This window comes from Halomonas piscis, from assembly GCF_031886125.1.
GTDB lineage: Bacteria > Pseudomonadota > Gammaproteobacteria > Pseudomonadales > Halomonadaceae > Vreelandella > Vreelandella piscis.
In genome coordinates this window covers 2971137-2991321 of record NZ_CP119391.1, presented here as the reverse complement: position 1 = coordinate 2991321, position 20185 = coordinate 2971137, and the positions used below count along the sequence as shown (strand labels likewise).

The following is a 20185-nucleotide window of genomic DNA, read 5'->3' as shown; positions in this document are numbered from 1 at the left end:
CAGCGGTCGTTGCGGCGCTGCCAGAGGCTTTAATACGCACCCGCCGGGGAAATGTAAAGAGGGCAAGGCAGCACGGTGCCCGCGCCTCGGCACGGGCACCGGACGGTTAAAACGCCACGGTAACGCCGAGGTTGTAGCGGCGCCCGTCGAGGACCTTTTCGAAGTCGGCGTAGTTCACGTCCTTGTCCAGGGCGTTGTATACGCCGCCAAACAGCTTGGCGCTGGGCGTGAGCTGGTAGGTGCCGCCCACGTCGACAAAGGTGTAGGAGGGAATTTCCCGACCGCTGCTGCCGTGGAACTGCGGCGCACCGCTGGAGCGGCCGCGGAAGTTGACCCGGGTCCAGGCCGAGAGCGGGCCTTCCGGCTCCCAGTCCAGGGTGGCGTTGGCCATGTGCTCGGGCAGGTTATTGAGCGGCTCGCCTTCATCGTCGCCGCTTTTCTGCTCGGAGTCGGTATAGGTGTAGCTGGCGGTGAGCGAGTAGGCCCTGGCCAGCGGCAGGGTCAGCGTGGCTTCGACGCCCTGGGTCACGGCCTTGTCGATATTCTTGCGGGTGTCGATATAGGCGTACTCGTGGTCATCGCCGGCTACCACGCACTCCGGCGCCACGTCGTCGCCGCGGTAGGCACCGCTATAGCACACCGGATCTTCGGCGATCTTGTCCTTGAACTCGTTATGGAAAACCGTCAGCCCTACCTGGGTGCCGCCGTCGTTGTTCCAGAGCACCCCCAGCTCCTTGTTCAGGCTCTTTTCCGGCTCCAGATCCGGATTGCCGATGAGCAGCGCGTTGCCGCCGGGGCCGCCGGTGGCCTGGCCCCAGCCCGGCGCGGTATAGCGCAGGTCCGGTGCGCGGTAGCCGCTGGTGACTCCGCCCTTTATCGTCCACTGCGGCGTGGTGTTCCACACGCCGTAAAGGCGCGGCGTCCAGTGGGTACCGTAGTTTTCGTCCTTGTTCAGGCGTGCGCCGCCGGTGAGGGAGAAGTCCTCGGCCAGCATCCATTCGTCTTCCACGAACAGCGCCCACTGCCAGCGATCGATCTTGCCCTCGCCGTCTGCCAGGGTATTGCCCTGGCTGGTAAGTTTTTGCGTCTCGTACTGGCCGCCAAGCGTCAGCATGTGCATGCCCAGGGGCAGCACCGTCTGGGTATTGAACACCGTATCTTCGTAGTCGATGCCGCCCCGGGCGTTGGGGTTGCGGACTTTCTCGTGCTGGACGTAGCTGTCCGAGGTGCCGATGTCCCAGTGGCCTTGGTGGCTGAGGGTATAATGGCGGCGGTCGTATTCATCCTTTGTGCGCGTGTTGGGACCGCGCCGGCCTTCTTCGGCGATGGACTGGCCGGGGTTGGCGGTGCGCTCCTGCTCGCTATAGCCGGCTTCCAGGGACAGATCGTGATCGTCGGAAGCGTTCCAGCTCAGCTCGGCCGTGGCGTTGGCCAGACGCTGATCGTTGTAGCCGTTGACGATCCGGTCTTCGTCGCGCTGGGAGTATTGCCCGTAGACCTTGAGCCCGAGCACGTTTTCCCTGAGCGGCCCGCCGACGTAGAAGCGGCTCTGCTGACGGTTGCCGGAGTCGGCGTCTTCCTGAACGGTGGTGTCGACGGTCACGCTGCCGCCCCACTCCCGCTCGACGCTGCGGGTGATGATGTTGACCACGCCGCCCAGCGCATCGGAGCCGTAAAGCGCCGACATCGGCCCGCGGATGACCTCGATGCGCTCGATGGCCGAGAGCGGCGGCAGCCAGCCCTGTTCGATACCCGGGCCGTCGCTGCCGGGGCGCGTTTCGCGCGAGCCCTGGCGCTTGCCGTCTACCAGCATCAGCGTGTACTTGGCGCCCATGCCGCGCAGGCTGATGTCTTTCGATGAGCCGCCGCCGGTGACGACCACGCCGGGCACGTCTTTCAGCGCGTCGGTAACGTCGCGGTAGGCCTTGTCTTCAAGCGTCTGGCGGTCGATGACGCTGATCGAGGCCGGCGCATTCTGGGTCTGCTGCTGGTAGCCCGTTGCGGTGACCACGACGTCGTCGAGCTCGGCGGTTTCCTGGGCCTGGACAGCGGCGCTGGCAAGCCCGGCCATGGCCAGCGCCAGCCCGCGCCGAGAAAGCCGGTGGTGGGGTCGTGAGGCCTGCCGGGGCGGAAGAAATGACATGATGTTCCCTTGCGGATGCGGTATATGAATTAGCAGCGCAACATAAAATAATGGGAATACTTTTTATTTGCAATAACTATCGAGCTCATGCGCGGAACTTTTTAACGCTAAAGATGCCGCGGCCGCGCCGAGGCGCGGTGGTCAACGAGGACCGGAGGCAAAAGACTGGCGCAAAAAAACCGGGCCGCGTTGGCGGCCCGGTATGGGGAGGCGTCAGGCGCTGCGCTTGTCAGCGTCAGCCGGCGTCGCGCGGCGACGGCTGGGAGAACACCGTGACCTCGGGCAGGTCATCGGTAAACTTCTCGACGTCGGCCACCCCGGTCTGGCCGCAGTTGGCCTGGGCCAGCTTCGAGGTGGCGATGCCCGGCGTCAGGACGTTGACGTCGCCGTAGCTGCAAAGGCTGCCGATTTCGCTCGGCTTGACGGGGTCGAACCAGCCGCCTTCCTGAACGCGGATGACCCCGGGCATGATGGCCTCGGTGACTACCGCGCCGGCGAGCAGCTGCCCGCGATCGTTGAAAACCCTGACGACGTCGCCGTCCCTGATGTCGCGTTCCGCGGCATCTTGGGGGTTGAGCCAGCAGGGTTCCCGTCCCTGCACGGCGTAGGTCTCGCGGAAGGGGGTGCCGCAGATCTGCGAGTGCAGGCGGCCGCGCGGGTGGTTGCTGGCAATGCTCAGCGGGTAGCGGGTGGTCGGGCCGTCCAGGCGCTCGATGGGCTCGAGCCAGGTGGGGTGCGGCGGGCAGTCGTCGTAGCCGTACTCGGCAATGGCCCGGGAGTAGATCTCGAACTTGCCGGTTGCCGTGCCCAGGGCGTTGAGAATCGGATCTTCGCGGAAGGCCTCGTGCCTGACGAAGTATTTCTGCTCGTCCTTCAGCGGAAAGCCCAGCGGTTCGTTGGACTCCCAGAAAACGTCGAAGACCGGCATTTCCATGCCCTTGGCGCGGGCTTCGATCTTGGCGCCTTCGTAGAAGCCGCGAATCCAGTCCATTTCGGAGCGACCCTCGGTAAACTCGTAGCCCTTGCCCATTTTGTCGGCGATGTCGGCGAAAATATCGAAGTCGCTGCGCGCTTCGAACTGGGGCTCGACGATCTTTTTCATCGCCACGACGTGGCTCAGGGCGTAGTCGCCGAGCTGCTCGATATCGTTGCGCTCGTAGGAGGTGGTGGTGGGCAGGACGATATCCGCGTGCCGCGCGGTGGCCGTCCACTGGAAGTCGTGGACGATAAAGGTCTCCAGCTCCCGCCAGGCGCGGAGCATCTCGTTGCGATCCTGGTGGTGGGCGAAGGGGTTGCCGCCTGCCCAGTAGGCCAGCTTGACCAGCGGCAGCTCAATCTCGTTGCCGTTGAACTCCATGGTCTCGCCGGGGTTGAGCAGGGTTTCGACGAAACGCGCTACCGGGATCATGATGTCGCTGCCGGACTCGTCGACGGAGCCGCCGTCGCCGCCGCCGGCGGCATCGCCGATGGCCTTGAGTATGGGGCTTTCGTGAGTCGGCGCGCCGCCGGACGAGTAGTGATAGCTGAGGCCGTAGCCGCCGCCGGGCAGGCCGATCTGGCCCAGCATGCAGGCCAGGGTGACCAGCATCCAGGTGGACTGCTCGCCGTGGTGCTGGCGCTGCATGGAGTAGCCCAGCGCCAGCATGGTGCGGTTATTGGCAAAGCGCCGGGCCAGATCGCGGATGGTATCGGCCTCAAGGCCGCAGATCTCCGCCGCCCAGTCGGCATCCTTGGGCTGGCCGTCGGCTTCGCCGGTCAGGTAGGGGAGAAACTCGTCGAAGCCGCTGGTATAGCGGTCGAGAAAGTCCTGATCGTGGAGGTCTTCGCTGTACAGGGTGTGGGCGATGCCCAGCATCAGGGGAACGTCCGTCTGCGGCTTGGGCGCGACCCACTCGCCGTCCAGGTAGTCGCAGGTCTGGGTCAGCAGCGGGTCGATGGAAATGGTGTCGACGCCGGCTTCCTTGAGCGATTCCATGCCCTCGAAGGCCCCGTGGTCGGCGATCTGCCAGGAAATCTGGGAGTTGTTGCGCGGGTCGCAGCCCCAATACACCATGAGCTCGGTATGCTCGGCGAGCACCGGGTAAGTGGTGCACTGCTCGTAGACTTCGATGGACCCGCTGACGTAGGGCAGAATCACCTGGGCCGCCCCGGTGGAGTAGTCGCCGATGCTCGAGGTAAAGCCGCCGGTCAGGTTCAGCATGCGCCGCAGCAGCGTCTTGCAGTTGTGCAACTTGCCGGGGCTTTTCCAGCCGTAGGAGCCGCCGTACACCGCCTGCTGGCCGTAGGTGTCGCGTACTCGGGTAATTTCCTTGGCGACCAGGTCAATCGCCTCTTCCCAGGAAACGCGGACGAAGTCGCCATCGCCGCGGCTGTCCGGGTCGGCCCCCGGCCCCTGCTCCAGCCAGGCGCGGCGCACCATGGGGTAGCGGATGCGCGAAGCGGAATAGATCGAGTCGCGCACGCCCTCAAGCATCGGGGTGGGGTGCGGGTCCTTCGCCCAGGGCTTGAACTCAACGGCGCGACCGTCTTCGACGATGCCCTTGAAGGCGCCCCAGTGGCTGCCGGAAAGAATGGCCTGCTGGCCGGTCTGGGCCAGGGCGCCGCGACTCAGCAGCGACATCGAAAACGGCATGGAACCCAGCGCCACAGTAGCGGCAGAGCCCTGGAGAAAACGGCGCCGGGAGAAGGCGCTGACGGGCGCGTCGGGATACTTGGTACTCATGCGAACTCTCCTTCAATTCGTTCGGTCGCTATCGCTTTTTCCCTCTCGAGCGCAGCGGATGACTCATGGATCAGGGCAAGCAGTAAATCACCGGCGGCAGCATAAAAGCCGCCGCTGTCCTGGCGGGCAAGCGCCGCGCAGAAGGCCGGCACCCAGCCCTGGAGCCGGCGGATCAGCGCCCGGGCGAGGCGTTTCTGGCCGTCGCGCAGCGCCATGGCAAGGGCGGCAAGCTCGATGGACAGGTGGTCGGCCGGTTCGCAGCACTCGCTGCTGACGTGCAGGTCGAGCTCGCGCAGCGTGGCTTCCATTTCGGTGACCGGCGTGCCGCCGAGCACCGTACCGTCGGCGCCGGGCTGCCAGGCGCTTTCGTAGGGCAGTACGGCGCTGGACGGGAAGATGCCCTCGAACAGCGCCGTATAGCGGCGCTGCAGGGTGACGGCAAGCGCTGCCGGCGCTTCCCGAGTCAGGGCCTGGTCCAGAGCCCGAGCTGCTTCCCGAGCGTTCAGCCATTCCCCCATTCGGGCCAGCGCGTCGCGCCCGGCCGGGGCGGCGTACGCCTCCACCAGCTCGGCTTCGGGCGGCGCGGCGAACACGCCGCCAAGCCAGTCTGCCGCCGTCATCAGCGTGCTGACGTCGGTTGCGCTGTCGCGACTCATTGCGGCACTCCTTCACTGGCATGCTTCGGCACTGCCTCGCCGGCTGTTTCGGGGTTCAGGTCGCTTGAGTGGTTCTGCAGGTACGAAAGGATCAGGCGATATTCGTCGTCGTTGAAGGTGGTAAAGCGCTTCATGGACTTGAGCGTACCGATCCACTGGTTGGCGGTGTAATGCTCCTTATCCGGCAGCGTATGGCAGGACGAACAGCTGGTCTCATAGGCGTTCTTGCTGTAGCTCCACAGCTCATCAAGGTCGAGGTTGACCTCGTCGGCCCTGGACCAGGCTTCCAGAGTGACCGGGCGCCAGACCTGATCGGTGTCGGGGTCGGTTTCGCTTTCGCCGCGCTGGGTGGCTTCAATGGCCTGATCGCCAAGGGCGGCCATGATCACCCGCTGGCCCTTTTCCTGATAAATGACCGTAGGTGAGTTTTCCGGCTGCCACCCCTTGATCTCGAACTTGAGCCTGTTGTTTTCCCGGTCCAGCACTTCAAGAGAGGCGCCGCCCAGCAGCTTGCCGTCTTCGCCCTCGCCGTCCTGCTCCTTCGAGGCGGAGGCCTGTGAAGAAAGATATAGCGACTTGGTGCCGGCCACGTAGACGCTGTCGCCCACGTCGATCTTCTGCGGCTCGCTGGTCGGCAGCGGCGGCCGGTTGTCCACCACGTTATCGAGCATCACCACTTCTTCGGTGCGGTTGGGTTCGGGCATGCCCGGGGCCGGATTATCAATGGGCGGTAGGTGGTTCAGGTAAACGGCCATGGCCTGGAGGTCTTCCCAGGGGAGCTGAGAGGTGTTCTCGATAACCTCGGCCATGTCGCCGCCGGCGGTACGGCCGATGGGGCTGATGCCGGTATGCAGGTAGTTGGCGATGGAAGCGGCCGACCAGAAGCCGATGCCGGTCTCGTCCGGGGTGATGTTGGGGTAGTGGCCGGTGCCTTCGGGGTTTTCACCGCCGGCGTAGCGCCTGTCGCCGGGGACGTTACCCATGAAGGTGCGCGGCGAGTGGCATTCCACGCAGTGGCCGGCGCCTTCCACCAGGTAGCGGCCCTTGTCGAACTGCTCGCGGTCGACGTCTTCGGGCAGGCTGTCAGCGCTGACGCCCACTTCTGCGGTGCTCTTGTCGTTGAGAAAGGCAAGCCGCCAGACACCGATGCCCCGGCGCAGGTTGTAGGGGAACTTGAGCTCGTGGTCGGGCACGACCTTGTCGCTTTCGGGCAGTTCCATCATGTAGGCGTAGAGGTCGCGTACATCGTCAGGCTCCATGCGCACATAGGAGGTATAGGGAAACGCCGGATACAGATTCTTGCCGTCGGGCCAGAGGCTGCTGGGACCCACGCCTTCGCGCAGCGCACGATCGAATTCGGCCAGCGACCAGTCGCCGATGCCGTGTTCCGGGTCGGGCGAAATATTGGGCATGTGAAACTTGCCGAAGGCGGTATCCAGCACCATGCCGCCGCCCAGCTGCTCGTCGCTTTCCTGATCGGTGGTGGCGTGGCAGGTAGCGCAGTCGGAGGCGACGAAAATGCGCCGGCCGTTGTTGAGGTCCGCCTCGCCCTCGGCGCTTTCAATATCGGGGATATCGTGTGTCGCTGACCACATCCAGGGGGAGGTCAGGACGAGGAATCCGGCGATGCCGATGATGGCGAGTACCACCACCGCAACGGAAATTTTCTTGCCTTTGCTTGGCATGGCTTGCTCCCATGGTTGCCGCAATGGTGATGCGCATGACTCACGCAGTATCCCGCTTGGGGATCGGTTATGCTCAAGCGCCCGACCAGTGGGTCATCAAGTTTCCTTGCACTGTCTATTCATTATTATATTCTTTTACGCTAAAGGTGGGCGACACTAGTGACAACAGCGGTGGCATTTCAATTGGACTTTGGTTGATGTGAGTCAAAAAAGAGAGCTTTTTATTTTTGACGTTTTAACCAATTCGGCAAGTTTATTCGTTGTTAAAAAGATGCTTTTAAAACGCCCTTTATAAGGGTGAAAGAAGTATGTAGCTTGCATCTTAATATGGCTGTCGTTCTTTTAAGGCGGTGCCTGTCAATGCTCGCCTGTTAGGGCGTGTTGACGTTTCACATGGGCAGCCATAAAAAGCCGCAGGCCAAGGCCACCATGCTTTCGTAGTTTCGCTTGAGCTTGTCGTAACGCGTTGCGATGGCGCGATACGGCTTCAATCGAGCAAAGGCATTCTCAACCAGATGCCGATAGCGATATAAGCCTCTGTCCAGATTGGCATTTCCTTTCTTTGAGTTGCGTTTGCGTGGAATGACGGCAGCCATGCCCTTGGCTTCGATCTGTTCACGGATACGCTCGCTGTCATAGCCCTTGTCAGCCACCAATGCATCACCCGCTGGCAAATCGTCAATCAATGCCCGGGCTTCCGTGCTGTCGTGCACCTCACCCCCGGTTATTCTGAAGGTGATCGGTAGCCCATAGGCATCTACGGTCAAGTGGATCTTGCTGGTATTGCCTGCACGACTTTTGCCAATGGCTTCTGCGTCTTCCGTGGCAGCTCCGGTGCTGTCCTGGTGGGCCTTGACGTAGGAGCCATCAATGAACAGCCACTCAACATCAGGCTCCTCCACCAGAGAGCTGAAAAGCCTCATCAGCTTTCCACTCGCTGACCAGGCGTTAAAACGCTTGTAGACCGTGTTCCAGGGGCCAAACGTCTCCGGTAGGTCCCGCCACGGGCAGCCGGTGCGCATCCGATAAAGGATGCCTTCTATCGTGGTACGCAAGTCGGCCTTGTCATAAATACCTTGTTGAAGCAGGATAGGTTTCAGCTTCGACCAGTGTTCATCCGTGAGCATTTGTCGGGGCATGGCAGGCTTGCAGTTTGTTGGTGTGGGAACCTTTATTCTGCGAGCTTGCCCCTATCCTGCCAATACCCCTGCCATGAAACGTCAACAGGCCCTAGGGTGTGTTAACAATCATTAGTTTCGTTTAAACTGATTTAGTATTCATAGATTTTGGTGGGCCATGAGTCGGTTGAAGTTACGCGATGATCAGTGGGAGCGAATCGAGCACCTGCTCCCCGGCAAAGCCTCAGACTGTGGGGTAACTGCCAAGGACAATCGCCTGTTCGTGGAAGCCGTGCTCTGGATCGCTCGGACCGGCGCCCCGTGGCGTGATCTTCCCGAATCTTTTGGGCGCTGGCACACCGTCTACATGCGGTATAACCGTTGGTCACGAAAGGGCGTTTGGCAGCGTATTTTTGACACAGTAGCCGACGATCCCGATCTAGAGCAGCTGATGATCGACGGTAGCATCGTCAGGGTGCACCAGCATGGAGCGTCAAAAAAAACACGCAAGACGTCGAAGCCATGGGCAAATCTCGAGGCGGATTGAGCACCAAAATTCATGCCGCAGTCGATGCGTTAGGTAACCCAGTACGATTGGTTCTCACACCGGGCCAGGCGTCGGAGTATGGTGCTGCTCCCGCTCTACTGGAAGGTTTTTCCCCGCAAGCGGTGCTGGGCGACAAGGGGTATGACTCCACTGCTCTGCGGGACATGATTCAGGCCGCAGGTGCCGAGCCGGTGATTCCTCCGAAAAAGAATCGTTTGGCGCGCATTGAAGTAGACTGGCACTGTTACCAAGATCGCAATCTGGTGGAGAGGTTCTTTCAGAAAATCAAGAAGTTCCGGCGGTTATCTACACGCTATGAGCGACTGGCAAGAAACTACCAGTCACTCCTCTGCCTCGTGTCAGCCGCCATATGGCTGGCCTAATTGTTAACGCCCCCTAGTGCTTGCCAATAAAAAAAGCAGCTCCCAAAGGAGCTGCCGTTTATCCATCAAACCAGCCATCAAAGAGGCTGGGAGGCTTTGTTAGGCAAGCCTTTGCGGGGTCGCCGGGTCATGACGTTTTCGGCGTTTTCCGGGAAGCCAGAAACTTGATCAGCAGGCCCTGGATTACCACCCCAATCAGCAGCAGCAGGTAGGGCGACGCGACGACGATAGAGCCCACGTAAAGCAGAGCGCTTACCGCCGCCGGTACCGCGGCATAGGGGATCTGCGTGCGCACGTGGGCCACGTGGTCTGAGCCTGAGAAGATGGACGCCATCACCGTGGTGTCGGAAATGGGCGAGCAGTGGTCGCCAAAGATGGAGCCCGAAAAGATAGCTCCGATGGCCATGCTGACCAGCGTCATGTCGCCGATGTTGAAGGCCAGGGGAACGCCGATGGGCGTCAGAATCGCCATGGCGCCCCAGGAGCTGCCGGTGGAAAAGGAAATGACCATGGCGATGAGAAAGATCAGCAGCGGAAGCAGGTTGGGCGACAGCCACTCGCGGGTCGCCTCGATGACGTAATCCCCGGTCTCCAGATCGTCGGTGACCGTGCCGATTGACCAGGCCAGCACCATGATCACCAGAGCGGGCAGCATCGTTCTGAAACCTGCCAGCAGAGTTTTCTCGCAGTCTTCCAGGGTCTGTTTCTGCAGCAGGGCCATGGCCATGCCCACCGCCACCATGGCAAAGGCCGCCCAGCTCAGCGCGACGCTGACGTCGGTATCGGCAATGGCGTCCATCAGCGGCTTGCCTTCGCTGCCGCCGCCGGTATACCAGAGCGCCCAGCAGCCGAAACCGATCAGCACCACCAGCGGCACGAGGAAGTTCCACACGCTGCCGCGTCCTTCAGGGACTTCCCCCAGGTCGTCTTCCACGCTGGAAAGCGGCGTGTCTCCGGGCGCTATCAGCTCGCCCGTTTCGCCGGCTCGCACCTCCGCTTTGCGCATGGAGGCGAAGTCGCCCATCAGGATGATCATGGGAACGGAGATCAGGCACAGCAGGGAATAGAAGTTCCAGGGGATGGACTGCAAAAATACCCAGTAGGGCTTTTCGTCGGTCAGGCTGATGACGGCGAAAGCGCCGGCAATCAGGGAGACCTGGTAGCCGATCCAGTCCGAAACGGGGCCGATGGTTGCCATGGGGGCGGAGGTGGCGTCCATGACCCAGGCGAGCTTTTCCCGGGAGACGTTCTGCTTGGCGGTCAGTTCGCGCGAGGCGTTGCCGACGATGACCGAGTTGACGTAGTCGTTGAAGAAGATCAGCACGCCGAGCGCCCAGGTCAGCAGCAGAGAGCCCCGGGAGGTGGAGATTTTCCCGGACAGCCACTGGGCCAGCGCCTGGGAGCCGCCCGTGCGGTGCATGAAGGCGGCCCCGGCCCCGAGCAGAGAGACGAGCACCAGAAAGCGGGCGTTCCACTCATCGGTCATGACCGCGGCGAACCAGTCGAAGGTCTGGGCGATGCCCGTAATCGGGTTGCCCGTCAGGATCCAGCCGCCTATCCAGATGCTCACAAACAGCGAGATGTTGACTCGCCGGGTCGCGAGGGCAAGCGCTACCGCAAAAAGCGGGGGCAATAGCGAGATGAAAGCGTCCACGGCCGGCCTCCTGGGCGTTGTTTTTTTGCTGTCTGTCTATTGATCCTAGTCAGCCCTGTCGGGATGAACAATTCGCTTGCCTGCTACTTTAGTGGGCGTAGTGGCCAGGGCGGGCCGGGTGACGGTATCCGGCCTGGAATAGCCGTTCAAGAAAATGCCGGGTCTGGTACCGTGAAGAGGTCGGAGGACGCTATAAGGCCTGCGGCAGTCCGCTCTCGCAATGGCAGTCGCCCTCAATCGGTTCGGAGCCCTCATGCCGGAAAGAAAAACGCTTCTGATTATTACGCACGCGCCGTCTCCCAATACGCAGAGGCTGTCCCGCGCCATTACCAGCGGCGCGTCGGATGCCGACATCGACAACGTCGCCGTGCGGTCGTTGGCACCGCTTGATACTCAGCCCGACGACATCAACAACGCCGATGCCGTTATCTTGGGCACCACGGAAAATCTTGGCTATATGGCCGGTTTAATGAAGGACGTATTTGACCGCTGTTATTACCCGTGCCTGGAGAAAAACGAGGGGATGCCGTTCGCGTTTTATGTTCGGGCCGGCCACGATGGCACCGGCACAAGGCGAGCGATTGAGAGTATTACTCAGGGAATGAGCTGGAAGCTGGTGCAGGAGCCTCTGATTTGCCGGGGCGAGTTTCAAAAAGACTTTGTCGAACAGTGTGAAGAGTTGGGGCTATTGATGGCGGCAAGTTTAGAGGCCGGCGTTATCTGACGAGCGCTTGTGGGCTCACACCAAGTCATCCTATGAAGCGCTCATACAAAAAAGCAGCCCCTGCAAGGGGCTGCCGTTTACCCATCCGTATTATCTATCGTGCCGTAAAAAGCGGCGCGCCGAGCGATCAGCGCCGGCGTAAAATAATGCCCTGGTCGCCCACGGCGTAGACGGCGCCGCCCCGGGTGGCGATCACCGAGCGCAGGCCGCGCTCGGTGCCGGTGGGCTCGCTTTGCCACTGGCCGCCTTCCAGGCGTACCGCGCAGCCGTGGGTGCCCACGGCGTAGACGCCGGCGGCGGCGGAGCCGGAAATCGATAACAGGTCGTCGCGCACGCGGATGGGCAAAAGGTTCCAGCGCTGGCCGTTGAAGTGGGCCAGGGTGCCGGAGAGCCCTACGGCGTAGATATTGTCCAGGGCGTCGCCCCAGACGCCGTAGAGGAAGTTCTCCGTGCCGGCGGCGAAGTCGGTCCAGTCGCGGCCGTTGTAGCGCAGCACCAGGCCAAAATCGCCCACGGCGAGCAGGTGCTCGTCGTCCATGCCCCAAAGATGGTAAAGCGCCGAGGCGGTGCCGCTGGGCAGGCGCTTCCAGCCCAGGCCGTCGAAGTGCAGCACCAGGCCTTCGTCGCCTACGGCGAAGATCGAGTCCGGGCGGGTGCCCCACATGGAGAGAATGGTGACGTCCAGGTGCAGATCAAAGTGCAGCTGCCAGTCATGGCCGTCGAAGCGGAAAATGCGCCCGAACTGGCCGGCGGCGTAGAGCCCGCCACGGCCTGCGTCCCACACGCAGTGCAGGTTGAGCTCGGTGGGCGCGGGAAGCTGCTCCCACTGCGCACCGTTCCCGGCCAGGCGCAGCACCGTGCCCGCTTCGCCGCAGGCGTAGCACACGCCCTGGGGCGTTTCCCAGAGGTTCCACAGCTGGCGGTCGGTGGGCGAGTCCATGGCCTCCCAGCGGGGCTTGCGGGCCTCGGCGCTCACCGCCGGGGCGAGGGCGTCGATGAAGTCCGGCGCGGCGGTCATGATGGTGCCGAAGTCGCCGACCACCAGCGCCTCGCCGGTGGAGAGCGCCACGATATCCATCAGATCGTGGTGGCAGTTGCTCTCCAGCTGATAGAGCCGCGGCTTGCGGGTGGCAAAACGGGCTCCGGTCAGATAATCGCGCAGGTAGAACAGATAGCCGCGGTCGCCGACGATCAGCACGCCGTCCTTGTACGGCCGCAGCGAGCGCAGCCGCGGCATCGGCGTGTCGACCTCGACGGCCTCGAAACGGCCGCCTGCGTAACTCACCAGCTCGCCGCGAAAGCCGCCCTGGTCGATGAAGTAGCGCCCGCCGCCGAGGAGCAGAGTGTCGTCGTCGACCACCAGCAGGGTCTGAAAGCCGGAGCCCAGCGGGCAGTCCAGCGCTTCCCAGCCGCCGCCTGGCGGGCGGTGGAGGACGGTGCCTTCGCCGCCGGCAGCGTAGACGCTGCCGTTCGGGGTACAGGCGACGGCGCGCAGGTTGATATAGGTGGGGCTTTTTTCCCGCTGCCAGGCGTCGCCGTCGTAGTGCAGGATCATGCCGTCGTCGCCCACCGCCCAGGCCTGGCCATTGGCGTTGCCGTCGATGGCAAAAAGCGGCGTGTTTTCTGCGCAGGGGGTAAAAGCCTGGCTCTCGTCGTCGATGACGCCGCCGCGCTGCTGCGTCCAGCGGGTGCCGTCAAAGTGCAGAATGCAGCCCATCCAGCCCACGGCGAAGAGGCTGTCCCGGGATAGCCCCCAGATATCGTGGAGCGGCAGATTGCCGGGGGTTGCCATGGGCTTCCACAGTCGACCGTGTGCGTCGGTCTGGCCGTCGAAGTGCAGCACCATGGCTTCGTCGCCGACGACGAAGACCTCGCCGTCGCCGGCCCAGCCGGACCACAGCACGTCGCCGTCGCCGGCGCCGACTTCGGGCACGCGGTGCCAGGCCGCGCGCTGGGGAGCGTTGGGGTTGGCGCCGTCGAGCAGCTGGCGAAAGAAGCGACGGCGATCCGGATTGGCTGTCTGGGTCATGAAAGCGTCCTGGCGAAGAGCAAAGAGGGTTACTGCCGCAGCAGATCGGCCAGCTGGCCGCGCAGCTCGTCCTGCTGGTCCCGGGGCAGGTCGGCAATGGCGGCGTCGAAGTCGCTGCCGGCGCCCTGTTCCAGGGTATCAAGGGAAGCCACGGCGGCCTCGGCAAACATCGCCCGGGCGTGTTCGACGCAGGCGTCGATCACCGGCGCAAACGCTTTGGCCTCGGGACTTTCCGGGGCGTCGATGACGACGGGGCGGCCGCTATCCGAGCCGCTGGCCAGCGCCGGCGACAGCGGAATCTGCGCAAGCGATTCAATGTCGTGTTCGGCCAGCGCTTCGGCCAGGTGGGCCCGGGGGAAGAGATGAAACTCGCCGCTGCAGTGCGGGCAGACGACGCCGGACATGTTCTCCACCGCGCCGAGCAGGGGCAGGCTGCGCTCCTGGCAGAAGCGCACCGCCTTGAGGCTGTCCATCAGCGCCACTTCCTGGGGCGTGGTGGCGAGCAGGGCGGCAACGTCCTGGCCTTCGAGCATGTCGGCCAGGGTAATCAGCTCGTTGCCGGTGCCCGGGGGCATGTCGACGACGAGGTAGTCCAGCGGCCCCCAGTCAAACGAGCCGACCAGGTGGTGCATGAAGTCGTGCTTGTAAGCGTCGCGCCAGACGATGGGGGTGTCGTCGGTTTCCATCATGAAGGCCAGCGAGCCCACCTTGACCGGATGCTCGATGCCCTCGGCGTGAAACGCCTGGGTGGAAAGCCCTTCCTGGCTCAGGCGGATGCGCTGGCCGGCAAAGCCGAAAAAGCGGCTCTGGTTGGGGCCGTGGATGTCGGCATCGGCAACGCCCACGCGGTAGCCCCGGGCGGCGAGCCCGGCAGCGACGTTGGCCGACACCGTGCTCTTGCCCACGCCGCCCTTGTTGGCCATGACCAGCAGGATCTGACCGATCTGGCCCAGGCGCGACTCGATCAGGTGCTTCTCGTGCGCCGGCTTGTCGAGGCTGCAGGTGCTCTCGTGGGGGCAAAACTGGCAGGAATGGCCGCGGCCGCAGTCGGCCGGGGCCAGCGCCAGAGGGTCGCGCTCATCGGGCGAGAAATGGGAAACCGACATCGTCGTTACCTCGTTAACCTTCTGTTGATGTCTCGGCGTCTTCGCCAACGCCGGTATCCAGCATGATCCAGGTGTGGGTCACGCGCTTATTGCCGTCGCGCTCGTTGTCGCTGCCTTGCCACAGGGCGAAGCCCATGGGCACGGTGTCGCGATCAAGGTCGACGCTGTGCTCGTCGTCTTTCACGTCGAGGGGGCGCGACATTACCACATGCCATTCGCTGTTGGCGCGGTTTTCCTCGGTGATGTAGGCGCTGGCCCCTTCCACGTTCTGCGCGGGCAGGGTGGTGGTGCTGCCGTAGCCGCCGGCGGCGAGGTTGTCGATCTGCTCTTCGTGGTCGGCGCGCCAGTACCAGATGTTGACCGGATTGTCCGGCCCCGAGCCCATCATGTACGAGGTGTCCGCGCCGTTGATGGCAAACTGCACCGCCACGCCGTCGCGAAAGGCGTCCACGGTGGTGCTGTCGTCCCGGGTGGCGTCCTTCCAGCGCAGGCGGAGATAAAAGCGCTCGTCGGTGCGGGCGACCTGGAAGTACAGCTGCTTGCCGGCTTCGATCTCGTCGGCGAAACGCAGCTTGACCGACTGATGCACCGGCGGCGCGGGCTGCAGGGCGGTGCGATAGGTGGGCAGGCGATCCCAGATCAAATCGTCGGGGTCGTCCTGGGTGCGCAGGTAGATATTGCCCGGCACCGTGGCCACCTTGACGATATCGCCGGGCTTGACTTCGGTGACGTTGGGGTCGCGCTCGTCATGGTCCGCCAGGGCCCCGGTGGCGGCAGTGGCGAATGCCAGCGCGGCCGTGCCGAATAACAAGTGACGCAGTTTCATGGCATGTTCCTCAACGGTGTAGGGATGCCGGGCGAAAATCGCCCGGAGCGCGGGGTGAGCGGCGCTCAGTCCCACATGGCCTGGTTGGCAGCGCCGGCCGCCGCCTTGCTGCCCGGCGCCGGGCAGGGGCCCGCCTGGGCTTCGAGCCTGGCACGCTGGCGATCGGCCCAGTCGGGCAATACTTCGATCAGATGGGCCAGGGTGGCATCCAGCCCCTGGTCGGCGGCGTCGGCGTAGCTGGCCTTGACCGCGTGCAGCAGCGGAGCCAGGTGGCGGGCGATGAAGTCGCGCCGGGCGCGGCGATAGGGCGAGGCATCTCGGCCGTCGGCGTCGGCCCGGGACTCCAGATGGCAGAGCAGCGTGCAGAACTCGAGCATGGTCGCCAAATGGTCGGGCTCGTCGGTATGTCCTTCGTCGCCCTGGGCCGCCTGGAGGTCGAAGTGGCGATAAAAGGCCTGGACGTTGAGCATGTAGCTGCCGGGGGTCTGTCCGGCAAGCAGCGCCTCGTAGGCGTTGGCCACCAGCGGTACCCGGGGCTTGCCGCGCCGGCCGTGGATAAAGGTCGCCATGTAGCCGACCTCCAGCGCTTCAAGGCTGGCGCTCGGGGGGAGCGCCGGCCAGGCCTCGCCGGTGAGCGTTTGCCAGGCCGGGTCCAGGGTGGCGCTCAGGCGGCCGTCTTCCAGCGCCTGCTGGGTTTCGGCCAGCGGGTAGCTCAGCAGCACCGCGGCGAGGCGATAAAGCGTCGCTTCGGCGGCCAGGTGCGCGGCCTCGGGCGAGGCCGCGGGAGCGACGGTTGATTGGGTCATGGCGCCTCTCCCTCAGCTCAGCTTGAACATTTCGGCGTGCTTGAAGCCGATCAGGGTATCCATCAGCTCGCTTTCCTTGCCGTCGGCCTTGGCCTGGCGGGCCTCGGCCAGCGTGTCCAGCACTTCGCCCACTCGGGGGCCGAAGAGGCTTTCCAGGTAGTCGAGCGGAATGCGCGACTCGTCGAGCTCCTCGCCGTTGGGGCCGATTTTGGGCGGCGAGGTCGGCGGCACGTAGAAGACGTTGGGCTGGGTGCCCCACTCGGCGTGCAGCGGCAGGGCGACCTTGTGCTTGTCCACCAGCATGTGGATGGGGCCGTCCTCGTCGTCGCGGTAGCCGATCCAGCGGATACGGCCGACACACTGCTGGGCGCAGGCGGTGGGCAGGCCCTTCTCGATGCGCGGGTAGCAGAAGATGCACTTCTCCGACTTGGAGATCTGCTCGTTGAAGTAGATCTTCTTGTAGGGGCAGGCGTTGACGCAGTAGCGATAGCCCCGGCAGCGCTCCTGATCCACCAGCACGATACCGTCTTCCTGGCGCTTGTAGATGGCGTTGCGCGAACAGGCCGCCAGGCACGCCGGGTTGGCGCAGTGGTTGCAAAGCCTGGGCAGGTAGAAATAGTAGCTGTTGGGATAGTCGCCTTCGCCCTCGTCTTCGTCCCAGTTGGCCCCCCAGGTGGGTTTGACGTTGGGCCTGAGCCAGGGGTCGGTGCCGGTCATCAGCGCCTCGGAGTAGTTGTACTCCCAGGGAATACCGTAGTCTTCCTGGCTTGGCTGGCGGCCCAGGCGCAGGGCGCCGTCGTCGTCAAAGCCGCCGCCCATGTTCTGGTAGTCGCGCGGATAGCCAAGCCCGGGCTGGGTCTCCACGTTGTTCCAGTACATGTGTTCGCGGCCGTTGCGGTTGGTCCACATCAGCTTGCAGGCGGCGGTACAGGTCTGACAGCCGATGCATTTGTTCAAATCCAGCACCATGCTGAGTTGGCGTTTGACAGCCATGGGTATCTCCTCTTAAACGGCGCGCGGCTCGGCAATGTCTTCCGCCCTGGCAAGCTCGATGTCGTAGCAGCTTTCGTGGATATGCTGGTTGGCGTTCCACATGGCGTAGATGAATTTCAGGTGTCCCCAGCCGCCGACCAGCTCCAGCGGCTGCAAAAAGACGGCGTTGGACATGTTCATGTTCTTGCGCTGAATGTACTGGTGCGGCTCCCAGCCGTGCTCCATCATGATCGAGTCCACGGGGATGCTGGGGTAGAACTTGGCCTGGGCGAAGAACTCGCCGACGCCGTTGAACAGCCGCACTCGGTCGCCGTCCTTGATGCCGCGCTCGTCGGCGAGCTGCGGGTTGATGTAGATGTTGGGCTCGCCGCGCTGCAGGCGCAGAAGGTACTTGTTGCTGCGCCAGTTGGAGTGAATGCCCCAGCGCGCGTGCGGCGAGTAGAAGTGCAGCGGGTAGTTGGAGGCCTCCGGGCCGGCGTAAAGGCGCGCGGTGGGTACGGTGGACTCCAGCTGCTCGAAGCGCGGGTGGTCGCAGTAGAAGGTAATCCGCCCGGTCAGGGTGTCGTAGGGCTTTTTGCCGTCGGTCTGCGCGGTGAAGGGGTTGTACGGCTCGTCGGGCTTGAGCGGCTGGTTGCTGCCGGCGTGCTCGTTCATCACGATAAAGCCCCGCTCGGCGGCCTCTTCCAGCGTCACGCCGCCAAACTCCGGCGAATCCTCGACGATGTGCTTGAGCACGTCGTGGTCGGTGTTGAGCGTACCCTGGCGGGTAAAGTCGTCGTGAATGGTGTGCAGGTCCCGAGTCACGTCGCCGTCCTCGATGGGGCCGATATCCCGGGCGATGGCGCGCTCCTGAATCTTCTGGGTCAAAAGGGCCATGATGTCCCAGTCGGGCTTGGACTCGCCTACCGGCGGCACCGACTGGGTAAAGATGTTGGCAAAGCGGTGGTAGCCCTGGGTACGGATGTCCCAGGCCTCGTAGTGGCTGGCCGCGGGCAGGATGTAGTCCGCCCACTCGGCGGTGGAGTCCATGCGCACGTTGATGTTGACGTAGAGCTCGCTTGCCTGGCGCAGGTGCTCATCGCGGTAGGTTTCCGACATCTTGTTGCGGCGGAAGGTGTTGTCGGCAATCGATATCATGCCCTTGATCTCGCCGTAGTAGGGCATCCAGCCTTCGTCGATGGACTCCTGCATCATTTCTTCCATCTCGTCGAGATCGAAGCCCACGCGCTCCTTGAGCTTGGCGTTGTCGAAGTGCTGGCGCGCGCCTTCCATCATGCCGCCGCGCAGAAACTCGCCCAGGCCGCCGGGCTCCAGCCGTGCGGACTTGCCTTCAAAGCCGGCAAGCTCGTTCCAGCGCGGATGGTTCCAGGCCACCCAGGAAGTATCCAGCCCGCCGGTGCGACCGCCGTGGCCGGTCAGTGCCAGCGTCAGCGCGTAGCCCCAGCAGGTGTAGAGGCAGTTGGAGTAGCTGGAGGTGATGTAGCCCAGCATGATGATGGCCTTGTTGGCCGCCGCCAGGTGGCGGGCTTCCTGGCGCACCATGCCCGGGTGAATATTGGTGGTGGCCTGGGTTTCTTCCGGAGTGAACTTGGCCGCCTCGCGCTTGACCTGCTCGAACACCGTGGTGACGCGAATGCCGTCGAAGTCGAATTCGCCTTCGATGGCCGGGTCTACGTCGCCGAGCTTGAGCGTCTTGTCGTCGTCGCCCATGGAGCCCTTGGCCTTGACGCCCTGACCGCTGTTCAGATCCCAGTGATAGAACACCTCGTCGGAGCCGTTCTCGACCAGATCGGCCTCGCGCAAGAGCTTGCCGTTGTCCACGCGCACCAGCATGGGCAGGTCGGTCTGCTCCTTCATGAAGGCCGGCTTGAAGAGTTTTTCTTCGATGATGACGTTGACCAGCGACATCGCCAGGAAGGGGTCGGTGCCCTGCTTGATCGGCATCCACAGGTCGGTGTGAATCGAGCTGGGGTTATAGTCCGGCGCGGTGCTGGTGATGCGCGCGCCGTTGTACTTGGCTTCCCAGATGTAGTGGGCATCGGGAATCCGGGTGGCGTTGGGATTGATCATGCCGAGCATGATGTAGTCGGCGTCGAACCAGGCGTCCGAAGTGAAGCTTTCCAGCGGGTTGCCGTAGGCCAGGTGGGCGCCGGTCAAAAGATCGCCGACCACGGTGAAGCCGTCGAGCTGAATGCCGCCGACCAGGGCGGCAAAGCGCGCGGGGCCGGACTGGCGCACCATGGTCTGGTTGCCCGAGCCCTGGTGGGTCTTGAGCTTGCCCGGGCCGTATTTCTCGAAGATGTCGATGATCTTGTCGGCGACTTCCTCGGTGGCCTGATCCCAGGAAATGCGCTGCCATTTGCCCTCGCCGCGCTCGCCGGCGCGCTTGAGCGGGTAGCGCAGGCGGTCGGCTTCGTACATGGCGGTGGAGTGGATCGCGCCCTTCTGGCATCCCCGGGGGTTGGCGTCGGGGACGTTGGGGTTGACCTGGGGGTACTTGGCGATCTGCTCCTCGCGGATGACGATGCCGTCCTTGACGTAGACGTTCCAGGCGCAGTTGCCCATGCAGTTGATGCAGTGGGCGGCGTGGCCTACGCTGTCCCAGGTCCACTCGTTGCGGTACAGGTCTTCCCAGCTGCGGTAGGGGTATTCGCTTGCCAGGGTATCGCCGATTGGTTCTAGCCGGTTGAGCGCCCAGACGTTGCCGCTGAGCATGGCGCCGGTGCCGGTCAGTCCCAGGCCTTTCAGGAAGTCACGACGCTTTACCTTCCACATCCCCATGGTTTTCTCCTC

14 protein-coding genes are annotated in these 20185 nt (G+C 63.5%); 2 read left to right on the top strand and 12 right to left on the bottom strand.

Features of this window, described 5'->3' with window-relative positions:
* Positions 1-106: 106 nt before the first annotated feature.
* The 5 genes from P1P91_RS14075 to P1P91_RS14055 form a co-directional block, all read right to left on the bottom strand.
* Positions 107-2143, bottom strand: coding sequence for a TonB-dependent receptor domain-containing protein (locus P1P91_RS14075; RefSeq protein WP_311883408.1), 2037 nt, complete (start codon positions 2141-2143; stop codon positions 107-109).
* Between the two features lie 235 nt (positions 2144-2378).
* The gene (torA, locus tag P1P91_RS14070; protein WP_311883406.1) at positions 2379-4865 is read right to left on the bottom strand and encodes a trimethylamine-N-oxide reductase TorA; all 2487 of its coding nucleotides are present in this window, start codon (positions 4863-4865) and stop codon (positions 2379-2381) included.
* Positions 4862-5521, bottom strand: a complete 660-nt coding sequence (locus P1P91_RS14065) for a TorD/DmsD family molecular chaperone (protein WP_311883405.1) — start codon at positions 5519-5521, stop codon at positions 4862-4864. The genes torA and P1P91_RS14065 overlap by 4 nt, the downstream gene beginning before the upstream one ends.
* Positions 5518-7206 (bottom strand): c-type cytochrome, encoded by a 1689-nt coding sequence (locus P1P91_RS14060; protein WP_311883404.1) that lies wholly within the window; start codon positions 7204-7206, stop codon positions 5518-5520. Before P1P91_RS14060 ends, P1P91_RS14065 begins: the two co-directional genes overlap by 4 nt.
* 389 nt (positions 7207-7595) lie before the next feature.
* Entirely contained in the window at positions 7596-8345 is a 750-nt protein-coding gene (locus P1P91_RS14055; RefSeq protein ID WP_311881892.1) for an IS5 family transposase, read from the bottom strand.
* A 157-nt stretch (positions 8346-8502) separates the two neighbouring features.
* Between P1P91_RS14055 and P1P91_RS14050 the strand changes: the two genes are divergently transcribed.
* Positions 8503-9254, top strand: a protein-coding gene (locus P1P91_RS14050; protein WP_407650535.1) for an IS5 family transposase whose coding sequence is annotated in 2 segments (ribosomal slippage) — positions 8503-8835 and positions 8838-9254 — 750 coding nt in all. Because the reading frame shifts where the segments join, the coding sequence is not laid out codon by codon here.
* Positions 9255-9381: 127 nt separating this feature from the next.
* Here P1P91_RS14050 and P1P91_RS14045 read toward each other — a convergent pair.
* A complete protein-coding gene (locus P1P91_RS14045) occupies positions 9382-10908 on the bottom strand; it encodes a Na+/H+ antiporter NhaC family protein (RefSeq protein ID WP_311883402.1) in 1527 nt (508 codons plus the stop codon).
* A 253-nt stretch (positions 10909-11161) separates the two neighbouring features.
* Here P1P91_RS14045 and P1P91_RS14040 point away from each other — a divergent pair, with 253 nt between their 5' ends.
* The gene (locus P1P91_RS14040; protein ID WP_311883401.1) at positions 11162-11632 is read left to right on the top strand and encodes a flavodoxin family protein; all 471 of its coding nucleotides are present in this window, start codon (positions 11162-11164) and stop codon (positions 11630-11632) included.
* Between the two features lie 127 nt (positions 11633-11759).
* Here the strand turns inward: P1P91_RS14040 and P1P91_RS14035 are convergent, their stop codons facing one another.
* The 6 genes from P1P91_RS14035 to clrA form a co-directional block, all read right to left on the bottom strand.
* Positions 11760-13661 (bottom strand): WD40/YVTN/BNR-like repeat-containing protein, encoded by a 1902-nt coding sequence (locus P1P91_RS14035; protein ID WP_311883399.1) that lies wholly within the window; start codon positions 13659-13661, stop codon positions 11760-11762.
* Positions 13662-13690: 29 nt separating this feature from the next.
* Positions 13691-14767 (bottom strand): P-loop NTPase, encoded by a 1077-nt coding sequence (locus tag P1P91_RS14030; RefSeq protein WP_311883398.1) that lies wholly within the window; start codon positions 14765-14767, stop codon positions 13691-13693.
* A gap of 13 nt (positions 14768-14780) precedes the next feature.
* Entirely contained in the window at positions 14781-15593 is an 813-nt protein-coding gene (locus P1P91_RS14025; protein WP_311883396.1) for an ethylbenzene dehydrogenase-related protein, read from the bottom strand.
* A 65-nt stretch (positions 15594-15658) separates the two neighbouring features.
* Positions 15659-16399: a molecular chaperone TorD family protein gene (locus P1P91_RS14020; RefSeq protein WP_311883395.1), complete on the bottom strand. Its 741-nt coding sequence runs from the start codon at positions 16397-16399 to the stop codon at positions 15659-15661.
* Positions 16400-16411: 12 nt separating this feature from the next.
* Positions 16412-17392, bottom strand: a complete 981-nt coding sequence (gene clrB, locus P1P91_RS14015) for a chlorate reductase subunit beta (RefSeq protein ID WP_311883393.1) — start codon at positions 17390-17392, stop codon at positions 16412-16414.
* Positions 17393-17404: 12 nt separating this feature from the next.
* Positions 17405-20173 carry a chlorate reductase subunit alpha gene (clrA, locus tag P1P91_RS14010; protein WP_311883392.1) on the bottom strand — a complete coding sequence of 923 codons (2769 nt, stop codon included), beginning with the start codon at positions 20171-20173 and terminating at the stop codon, positions 17405-17407.
* Positions 20174-20185: the final 12 nt, after the last annotated feature.

Excerpts from the sequence above, each read along its gene's own strand:
- P1P91_RS14075 (WP_311883408.1), bottom strand. The coding sequence starts at position 2,143 with ATGTCATTTCTTCCGCCCCGGCAGGCCTCACGACCCCACCACCGGCTT.
- torA (WP_311883406.1), bottom strand. The coding sequence starts at position 4,865 with ATGAGTACCAAGTATCCCGACGCGCCCGTCAGCGCCTTCTCCCGGCGC.
- P1P91_RS14065 (WP_311883405.1), bottom strand. The coding sequence starts at position 5,521 with ATGAGTCGCGACAGCGCAACCGACGTCAGCACGCTGATGACGGCGGCA.
- P1P91_RS14060 (WP_311883404.1), bottom strand. The coding sequence starts at position 7,206 with ATGCCAAGCAAAGGCAAGAAAATTTCCGTTGCGGTGGTGGTACTCGCC.
- P1P91_RS14055 (WP_311881892.1), bottom strand. The coding sequence starts at position 8,345 with ATGCCCCGACAAATGCTCACGGATGAACACTGGTCGAAGCTGAAACCT.
- P1P91_RS14040 (WP_311883401.1), top strand. The coding sequence starts at position 11,162 with ATGCCGGAAAGAAAAACGCTTCTGATTATTACGCACGCGCCGTCTCCC.
- P1P91_RS14035 (WP_311883399.1), bottom strand. The coding sequence starts at position 13,661 with ATGACCCAGACAGCCAATCCGGATCGCCGTCGCTTCTTTCGCCAGCTG.
- P1P91_RS14030 (WP_311883398.1), bottom strand. The coding sequence starts at position 14,767 with ATGTCGGTTTCCCATTTCTCGCCCGATGAGCGCGACCCTCTGGCGCTG.
- P1P91_RS14025 (WP_311883396.1), bottom strand. The coding sequence starts at position 15,593 with ATGAAACTGCGTCACTTGTTATTCGGCACGGCCGCGCTGGCATTCGCC.
- P1P91_RS14020 (WP_311883395.1), bottom strand. The coding sequence starts at position 16,399 with ATGACCCAATCAACCGTCGCTCCCGCGGCCTCGCCCGAGGCCGCGCAC.
- clrB (WP_311883393.1), bottom strand. The coding sequence starts at position 17,392 with ATGGCTGTCAAACGCCAACTCAGCATGGTGCTGGATTTGAACAAATGC.
- clrA (WP_311883392.1), bottom strand. The coding sequence starts at position 20,173 with ATGGGGATGTGGAAGGTAAAGCGTCGTGACTTCCTGAAAGGCCTGGGA.